At 63.1% G+C, this 8,948-nt stretch carries 9 protein-coding genes; all 9 read left to right on the top strand.

The window, feature by feature from the left end; translation table 11 throughout:
* Positions 1–194 precede the first annotated feature (194 nt).
* The 9 genes from rsxA to AB5Y64_RS11085 all read left to right on the top strand — a co-directional run bounded on the left by rsxA (position 195) and on the right by AB5Y64_RS11085 (position 8,935).
* Positions 195–776, top strand: coding sequence for an electron transport complex subunit RsxA (gene rsxA / locus AB5Y64_RS11125; protein ID WP_039038677.1), 582 nt, complete (start codon positions 195–197; stop codon positions 774–776).
* A gap of 4 nt (positions 777–780) precedes the next feature.
* Entirely contained in the window at positions 781–1,347 is a 567-nt protein-coding gene (gene rsxB, locus AB5Y64_RS11120; protein ID WP_368203785.1) for an electron transport complex subunit RsxB, read from the top strand.
* A 14-nt stretch (positions 1,348–1,361) separates the two neighbouring features.
* Positions 1,362–3,830 (top strand): electron transport complex subunit RsxC, encoded by a 2,469-nt coding sequence (rsxC, locus tag AB5Y64_RS11115; RefSeq protein WP_368203783.1) that lies wholly within the window; start codon positions 1,362–1,364, stop codon positions 3,828–3,830.
* 3 nt (positions 3,831–3,833) lie between these two features.
* Positions 3,834–4,886 (top strand): electron transport complex subunit RsxD, encoded by a 1,053-nt coding sequence (rsxD, locus tag AB5Y64_RS11110; protein WP_368203781.1) that lies wholly within the window; start codon positions 3,834–3,836, stop codon positions 4,884–4,886.
* 43 nt (positions 4,887–4,929) lie between these two features.
* Positions 4,930–5,562, top strand: a complete 633-nt coding sequence (gene rsxG / locus AB5Y64_RS11105; protein WP_043156385.1) for an electron transport complex subunit RsxG — start codon at positions 4,930–4,932, stop codon at positions 5,560–5,562.
* Between the two features lie 16 nt (positions 5,563–5,578).
* Positions 5,579–6,337 (top strand): electron transport complex subunit E, encoded by a 759-nt coding sequence (locus tag AB5Y64_RS11100; protein ID WP_010674312.1) that lies wholly within the window; start codon positions 5,579–5,581, stop codon positions 6,335–6,337.
* A 14-nt stretch (positions 6,338–6,351) separates the two neighbouring features.
* On the top strand, positions 6,352–6,993 hold the full coding sequence (gene nth / locus AB5Y64_RS11095; RefSeq protein WP_005302279.1) for an endonuclease III: 642 nt from the start codon (positions 6,352–6,354) through the stop codon (positions 6,991–6,993).
* Positions 6,994–7,070: 77 nt separating this feature from the next.
* Positions 7,071–7,478 carry a lactoylglutathione lyase gene (gene gloA / locus AB5Y64_RS11090; protein ID WP_039038673.1) on the top strand — a complete coding sequence of 136 codons (408 nt, stop codon included), beginning with the start codon at positions 7,071–7,073 and terminating at the stop codon, positions 7,476–7,478.
* Positions 7,479–7,606: 128 nt separating this feature from the next.
* Positions 7,607–8,935, top strand: a complete 1,329-nt coding sequence (locus AB5Y64_RS11085) for an IS4 family transposase (RefSeq protein WP_053288733.1) — start codon at positions 7,607–7,609, stop codon at positions 8,933–8,935.
* Positions 8,936–8,948 lie beyond the last annotated feature (13 nt).

Raw genomic sequence — 8,948 nt, 5'->3', positions numbered from 1 at the left:
GAAGCAGGAACCCGGTACTGCGCGAGCAGCTATCACCCAGTAATGGGAATCCCCCTCCTGTGACGCGAAGCGCTAAGGTGGGGGAGGATGTCAAGAATTGGGCATTCGAATAATAACCATACGGCCTTGCGGTTGTCTAAAGGCACCTAACATCAGATAATACGGCCGCCTTCATACCGGATAACCCATCTTCAATGACTGAGTACCTGCTTTTACTGGTCGGCACCGTGCTGATCAACAACTTCGTGCTGGTGAAGTTCCTCGGCCTTTGCCCCTTCATGGGTGTCTCCGGCAAGCTGGAAACCGCCATCGGCATGGGTCTGGCCACCACCTTCGTCATGACGCTGGCCAGCGCCTGCTCCTATCTGATGGAGCACTACATCCTGATCCCGCTGGAGATCGCCTACCTGCGCACCCTGGGCTTCATTCTGGTGATCGCCGTGGTGGTCCAGTTCACCGAGATGGTGATCCGCAAAAGCAGCCCGACCCTCTATCGCCTGCTCGGCATCTTCCTGCCGCTCATCACCACCAACTGTGCCGTGCTCGGCGTGGCGCTGCTCAGCATCAACGAGCGCCACAACTTCATCCAGAGCATCATCTACGGCTTCGGGGCCGCCGTCGGCTTCTCTCTGGTGCTGATCCTGTTTGCCGCCATGCGTGAGCGGCTGGTGGCCGCCGACGTGCCAGCACCGTTTCGTGGCGTCTCCATCGCCATGGTCACCGCTGGCCTGATGTCGCTGGCCTTCATGGGCTTTACCGGCCTCATCAAGATATAACGCTATGATTCACATACTCTTTGCCATTCTGGTGCTGGCCCTGCTTGCCCTGGCCTTCGGCATTATTCTCGGCTTTGCCGCCGTCAAGTTTCATGTGCAGGCCGATCCCATCGTCGATCAGCTCGATGCTCTGTTGCCCCAGACCCAGTGCGGCCAGTGCGGTTACCCGGGCTGCAAACCCTACGCAGAAGCCCTGGCCAATGGCGACAAGATCAACAAGTGCGTGCCCGGTGGCGACGCCACCATGCGCAAGATTGCCGACCTGATGGGGGTCGAGCCCCAGTCTCTGGACGGCGGTGAAGACGCGGCAATCCCCGTCAAGAAGGTGGCCTTCATTCACGAAGACATGTGCATCGGTTGCACCAAGTGCATCCAGGCCTGTCCGGTCGACGCCATCTTGGGTGCCACCAAGGCGATGCACACCGTCATCGTGGCCGAGTGTACCGGGTGCGACCTCTGCGTCGACCCCTGCCCGACCGACTGTATCGAAATGATCCCGGTGCCGACCACGGTCGACAACTGGAAATGGGATCTGGCCAAGGTCGCCATTCCGGTCAAGATAGTGGAATAAACAGCGGAGTAACCATGCAGCATCTGCTCGAACGCATCAAAGCCGGCACTCTGTGGGATTTTCACGGCGGCATCCATCCCCCCGAGAACAAGCACCAGTCCAGCCTGACCCCCGTCGTTGACGCGGGCCTTCCCCCCCAGCTCATCATTCCGGTGCGCCAGCACGCGGGTCCGGCCGGCGAACTGCTGGTGCGGGTGGGGGACAAGGTCAAGAAGGGGCAACCCCTCACCCGTTTTGACAAGGGGCGCATCGTGCCGGTGCACGCTTCCACCTCGGGCACCATCACCGCCATCGAGCAGCACACGGTGGCGCACCCCTCCGGTCTTGACGATCTCTGCATCCTCCTCACCCCGGACGGAGACGATGCCTGGGGCGAGCGCACACCCCAGCCTGACTACTGGAACCTGGAGCGGGGGGCGTTGCTCGAGCGCATCCAGCAGGCCGGCATCGCCGGGCTCGGCGGCGCCGTCTTCCCGACCCACAGCAAGCTCGACGGCCGTGGCCAGCTCACCGAGATCCTCATCGTCAACGGGCTGGAGTGCGAACCCTACATCACCACGGATGACAGGTTGATGCAGGAGTACTCCGACGAGATCATGGACGGCATCCGGGTACTCAAGCACCTGCTCAAGCCCAAGCTCACCCTGATCGGGGTGGAAGACAACAAACCGGCGGCCATCGAGGCCCTGACCCGCCATGCCAGCGACGCCGACGTGCTGGTCAAGTCGGTACCGACCAAGTACCCCTCCGGCGGCGCCAAACAGACCATAGAGCTGCTCACCGGACGCCAGGTGCCCAAGGGAGGCCGGGCGGTGGACATGGGCATCATGGTGCTCAACGTCGCCACCGTCTTTGCCATCAAGCGCGCCATCATCGACGGCGAGCCGCTCATCGAGCGCATCGTCACCCTCACCGGCGACGCCTTCAAGAAACCCGGCAATGCCTGGGTGCGTCTGGGCACGCCGGTACGCTGGCTGCTCCAGCGTTTCGAGCTGCAACCGGAGGCGGATCAGCGGGTCATCATGGGGGGCCCCATGATGGGCTTCACCCTGCCCCACGCCATGGTCCCCGTGGTCAAGGCCACCAACTGCCTGCTCTCCCCCACCCGCGCCGAGCTGCCGCCCCCCGGCCCGGAACAGGCCTGCATCCGTTGCAGTGCCTGCGCCGATGCCTGCCCCGCCACCCTGCTGCCCCAGGAGCTTTACTGGTACAGCCGGGTCAAGGAGTACGACAAGGCCGAGAAGCTCAACCTCTTTGACTGTATCGAGTGCGGCGCCTGTGCCTGGGTCTGCCCGAGCGAAATCCCCCTGGTGCAGTACTACAAGATCGCCAAGGATGACATCCGCGAGGCCCGTGCCGAGGCCGAGAAGGCCGAACGTGCCAAGCAGCGCTTCGAGGCCAAGCAGGCCCGCTTCGAGCGGGACAAGGCCGCGCGGGAGGCTCGCCACGCCGAGGCCGCCGCCCAGCGTCGCCAGGCCATGGCCGCGGCAGGGGGGGATGATCCCGTCGCCGCCGCTCTGGCCCGCCTCAAGGCCAAGCAGGAGACCACCCAGGCAGGCACCAGCGAGCCAGCACCGGACAACGGCGCCATGATTGCCGCCAGAGAGGCGCGCAAGCAGGAGGCCATCGCCCGTCGTGCCGCCAAGGCCGCCAATGGCGAGGGCAATGGGCTGGCTGACACCCCGGCATCTGGGGAGCAACATCCCAAGGCAGAGCTGGATCCCAAGAAAGCCGCCATCGCCGCCGCCCTGGCACGGGCCAAGGCCAAGAAAGCCGCCCTGGCGCAAGGGGACACGCCGATGGATGCGGATAAAACATCCGTGAACACAAGCGATAACGCCGTTGAGGCCCCGGCCGCCGCATCCGAGCCCGCCGCCGAGGTGGACCCCAAGAAGGCGGCCATTGCCGCCGCCATCGCCCGGGCCAAGGCCAAGAAGGCCGCCCAGGCGCAAGGTGATGGGCCTGTGGTCGCGGGTGAGACATCCGTGAACACAACCGAACACGCCGTTGAGGCCCCGGCCGCCGCATCCGAGCCCGCCGCCGAAGTGGACCCCAAGAAGGCGGCCATTGCCGCCGCCATCGCCCGGGCCAAGGCCAAGAAAGCCGCCCAGGCGCAAGGTGATGCACCGGTGGTCGCGGGTGAGACATCCGTGAACACAACCGAACACGCCGTTGAGGCCCCGGCCGCCGCATCCGGACCCGCCGCCGAGGTGGACCCCAAGAAGGCGGCCATCGCCGTCGCCATCGCCCGGGCCAAGGCCAAGAAAGCCGCCCAGGCGCAAGGTGACGCACCGCTGGACGCAGGTGGCATCTCCGCAAACACAAGCGATACCGCCACCGCCGAGGCACCTGCCGCCGCATCCGAGCCCGCCGCCGAGGTAGACCCCAAGAAGGCGGCCATCGCCGCCGCCATCGCCCGGGCCAAAGCCAAGAAGCTGGCGGCCGAGGCTGCCTCCTCCCCTTCGACCGACAAGAGCCACTGATCCATGTTCAATATCGCGAGTGCGCCTTTTGCCCACAACCGCAAACAGACCCAGACCCTGATGGTGCTGGTGATCCTGGCCTGCCTGCCCGGCTTCCTGGCGCAGACCTGGTTCTTCGGCTGGGGGACCCTGATCCAGATCCTGCTGGCGCTGGTCACTGCCCTGGGTTCGGAGGCCCTGGTCCTTCGCCTGCGCGGCCGCCCCGTCAAACCGGCCCTGCTGGATGGCAGCGCGGCGCTCACCGCCGTGCTCATCGGTCTCTCCCTGCCCCCCCTGCTGCCCTGGTGGATGCTGGTGCTGGGCACGGCGTTCGCCATCATCATCGCCAAGCATCTCTATGGCGGGCTCGGTCAGAACCTGTTCAATCCTGCCATGGTGGCCTATGTGCTGCTGCTGGTCTCCTTCCCGGTCCAGATGACCAGCTGGCTGCCCCCCTCCAGCATCGCCGCCTACGACATCGGCTTCGCCGATGCGGCCTCGGTGATCTTCACCGGCTTCAGCCTCGACGGCTACAGCATGCTGCAGCTCAAGCAGGGGGTGGATGGCCTGACCATGGCCACGCCGCTGGATACCTTAAAGACCGGGCTGACCCAGGGGCTGACCGCCACCGAAGTGATGACCCACACCGTCTTCGAGGGCTGGGGTGGCATCGGCTGGAGCTGGGTCAACCTCGGCTACCTGCTGGGAGGCCTCTTCCTGCTCCAGCAGAAAGTGATCAACTGGCGCATTCCGACTGCCGTGCTGGGCGCATTGCTGCTCGCTGCCACCCTGGGCTATCTGGCCACCCCGGATGCCACCGCCACCCCCATGCTGCACCTGTTCAGCGGTGCCACCATGCTCGGGGCCTTCTTCATCGCCACCGATCCGGTGAGTGCCAGCACCACCGCAAAGGGGCGCCTCGTCTACGGTGTGCTCATCGGCGTGCTGGTCTATGTCATCCGCCGTTTTGGCGGCTATCCGGATGCCTTCGCCTTCGCCGTGTTGCTGGCCAACCTGTGCGTTCCCCTGATTGACAATCTGACCCGCCCCAAGGTCTATGGAGCCCGTCGCAAATGAACCCCCATCTGAATTGTCGCAGACGCGAGACAGGGAGCCTCCCATGTTGAAAAGCATGCGCAAGAATGGCCTGACCCTGGCCCTCTTTGCCCTCGGCTGCACCGCCATGGTGGTGCTGACCAACGAACTGACCCGGGATCGCATCGCCCACCAGCAAGAGCTGGAGAAGCTGCGCACCCTGCAGGCCCTGCTGCCCGAGGGGAGTTATGACAACGATCTGGTGGCCAGTTGCAAGCTGGTCAGCAGCCGGGAATACCTGGGCAGCGATGAGCCCATGCCCCTCTATACCGCCACCCTCAAGGGGGTGCATACCGGCTACGCGCTGGAAACCGTGGCCCCCGATGGTTACAGTGGAGCCATTCGCATGGTGGTCGGCACCGATGCAAAGGGGGCCGTCAGCGCGGTCAGGGTGCTGGCCCACAAGGAAACCCCGGGGCTTGGTGACAAGATAGAGCTGAAGAAATCCAGCTGGATCGACAGCTTCACCGGCAAGTCCCTCACGGCCGACAACGACACCACCTGGGCGGTGAAGAAGGATGGCGGTGAATTCGACGCCTTCACCGGAGCCACCATCACCCCGCGGGCCGTGGTCAAGGCGGTGAAAAATTTGCTGAGGCTGCAACAGGAGCACCCCGAACTGCTGCACGATGCCCCCTCCTGCCATACCAACCCCTAACGCCGGAGCACACGCAATGGAACAAGTCGACGTGATTGACACGGCCAGCCAACCCGCCGGGGAAAGTGGCCGCCGCGAAGAGCTCAAGGAGCTGATGCTGCAGGGACTGTGGAAGAACAACCCCTCCCTGGTGCAGGTGCTGGGGCTCTGCCCCACCCTGGCGGTCTCCTCCACCTTTACCAATGCGTTGGGGCTCGGCCTTGCCACCATGGTGGTACTGGTCTGCTCCAACCTCGCCGTCTCCCTGGTGCGCAACTGGGTGCCCAAGGATATCCGCATCCCGGTCTATGTGATGATCATCGCGGCCCTGGTGACCAGCGTGCAGCTGTTGATGAACGCCTACACCTACGGCCTCTATCAGGCGCTCGGCATCTTCATCGCCCTCATCGTCACCAACTGCGTCATCATCGGCCGCGCCGAAGCCTATGCCTCCAAGAACCCGCCCCTGCTTGCCGCCCTCGACGGCTTCATGATGGGGCTGGGCTTTACCCTGGTGCTGCTGGTACTGGGGGGCCTTCGCGAGATCATCGGCATGGGCACCCTGTTTGACGGTGCCGAGCTGCTGCTGGGTGACTGGGCCAAGTCATTGCGCGTCGAGCTGTTCCACGCCGACGCCAGCCTGCTGCTGGCGATCCTGCCCCCCGGCGGCTTCATCGGCCTCGGTTTGATGATCGCCGGCAAAAACGCCATCAACGACTGGATGGGCCGCAAGCAGAGTGCCGAGAAGGCCCACTGCACCGTGCCGGCGGCAGGCGCCCGCACGACCCAGCTCTGAGACAAGAGAGAGCCATGAACAACCAGAAACGCAGGCTGATCCTGGAGCGGTTGCGCGATGACAACCCCCATCCCACCACAGAGCTCAACTTCACCACGCCCTTCGAGCTGCTCATCGCCGTGCTGCTCTCGGCCCAGGCCACCGATGTCAGCGTCAACAAGGCCACCGACAAGCTCTATCCGGTGGCCAACACCCCCCAGGCCATGCTGGATCTGGGGGTGGACGGGGTCAAGGAGTACATCAAGACCATTGGCCTCTTCAACACCAAGGCCGAGAACGTCATCAAGACCTGCGCCATTCTGCTGGAGCGCCACGGCGGCGAGGTGCCGGAGAATCGCGAGGCCCTCGAGGCCCTGCCCGGCGTCGGCCGCAAGACCGCCAACGTGGTGCTCAACACCGCCTTCGGCTGGCCCACCATCGCCGTCGACACCCATATCTTCCGGGTCTCCAACCGCACCGGCTTTGCCGTGGGCAAGAACGTCGATCAGGTGGAGGAGAAGCTGCTCAAGGTGGTCCCCGCCGAGTTCAAGCTGGACGTGCACCACTGGCTCATCCTGCACGGGCGTTACACCTGTCTCGCCCGCAAGCCCCGCTGCGGCTCCTGCATCATCGAAGATTTGTGCGAATACAAAGAGAAGGTCTATCCCGAGAGTTGATCTGCAGGCCTCTGCGGATCCGGTCTCGGGCCATGGATTCAAGGCAGTACCAATCCACCAACCCGGAGAATTGAGCAATGAGAATTCTGCATACCATGTTGCGCGTCGGCGATCTGCAACGTTCCATCGACTTCTACACCCGAGTGCTGGGCATGACACTGCTGCGCAAGAGCGAGAACAGCGAATACAAGTACACCCTGGCCTTCGTCGGCTACGGCGACGAGAAGGATGAAGCCGTCATCGAGCTCACCTACAACTGGGGGGTGAGCGAGTACGAGCTCGGTTCCGCCTATGGCCACATCGCCCTGGAAGCGGACGACATCTATGCCACCTGCGAGGCACTGCGCGCCGCCGGCGCCAAGATCACCCGCGAGCCGGGCCCGGTGAAGGGCGGCACCACCGTCATCGCCTTCGTGGAAGACCCGGACGGTTACAAGATTGAGCTGATTGCCAAGAAAGACGCCGGTAACGGCCTGGGCGCCTGAGCCCACGCCGCCTGGCGGTGAGAAAAACAACGGGGCCCAGGGCCTAATGCCGATCAGTTAAGGATCCATTGACCGATCCTCAGGCTGTGTAAGAATCCGAAACTCCTTGTTGGGTTTCGGATTTTTTTATGCGTATCGACCAAGCTCTCGACTTCATTCACGCCTGTCCTCCCGGAAAGTTTGAGTCCCTGTCTGACCTGCTGTCACCTGAACTGGTGCAGGCTTGCTTGGCCGAGACGGGCTCCGTCTCCTTGCGCCGACGGCGCATGCCCATGGAGCGGGTGCTATGGGCCATTATCGGGATGTCCTTGTTTCGTCATGTCCCTATGGCCCAGCTGGCCAACCAGCTCGATATCCTGTTACCCGGCGACCGGCCGTTTGTCGTCCCCAGCGCCTTCATCCAGGCGCGCCAAAAACTGGCTGACCAAGCCGTTCGACAGGTGTTCCAGCAGACCGCCACACTCTGGCATCAGCAGTGTCAGCACCCCACCTGGGCCGGCTTGCAGCTGCTGGCCGTGGACGGGGTGGTCTGGCGCACGCCCGATACTCCGGACAATGCCGGCGCCTTTGCCAAGTCGAAAACCGTCCAGGGGGAGACGCAATATCCCCAGGTCCGCATGTTGTGTCAGATGGAGCTGACCAGTCATCTGCTGACCCAGACAGTGATGGACTCCTGTGCGGTAAACGAGATGGTGTTGGCAGAGCAACTGATTGAAAAAACACCCGATAATAGCCTGACCCTGTTCGATAAGGGCTTCTACTCACTGGGGTTACTCCATGCCTGGCAACGCCAGGGCGTAGCGCGTCACTGGCTTATTCCGCTGAAAAAGGGGGCTCAATACGAGGTCATCCGCAAGCTGGGGCGGCAGGATGTGCTGGTACGCCTCAGTGCCAGTCCGCAGGCCAAGAAGAAGTGGAGCGAGTTGCCGGAGCAGTTCGAAGCCCGGCTGCTGACCCGGACGGTAAACGGCAAGGAGCGGCAGGTGCTGACCTCGCTCACCGACCCGCTGCGCTTCCCGGCCAGCGAGTTGATGGAGCTATACCAGAATCGCTGGGAAATCGAGCTGGGCTATCGGGAGATGAAACATAGCCTGCAACAGCACCGGCTGACGCTGCGCAGCAAGAAACCCGATGGAGTAAGGCAGGAGCTATGGGGCTTGGTATTGGCCTATAACCTACTGAGATATCAGATGGTTAGGATGGCGGCGAGCTTAAAGGGCTATACGGCCAGCCAGTTGAGCTTTCACATGGCATCGGTGTATCTGCTGCATGAACTCAGTTGCCTGCCGTTTGTGTCACCGGGCATGGTTCCAGGGCGTGTCGCTGAGTTGGACAAACAGGCAGAGCAGTTCAAGTTACCCGCCCGCCGAGAACGAAGTTACCCAAGGTGCATCAAAGCCAAACCACAGAAGTATGCGACGAGAAAACCTAGTAAAAACAATGCCAGTCAGGCTTAACTGACTGGCATTA

Origin of the sequence: Aeromonas sp. R5-1 (assembly GCF_040908265.1) — a bacterium.
Classification (GTDB): domain Bacteria; phylum Pseudomonadota; class Gammaproteobacteria; order Enterobacterales; family Aeromonadaceae; genus Aeromonas; species Aeromonas caviae.
This window is presented reverse-complemented; position numbering and strand designations above follow the sequence as displayed.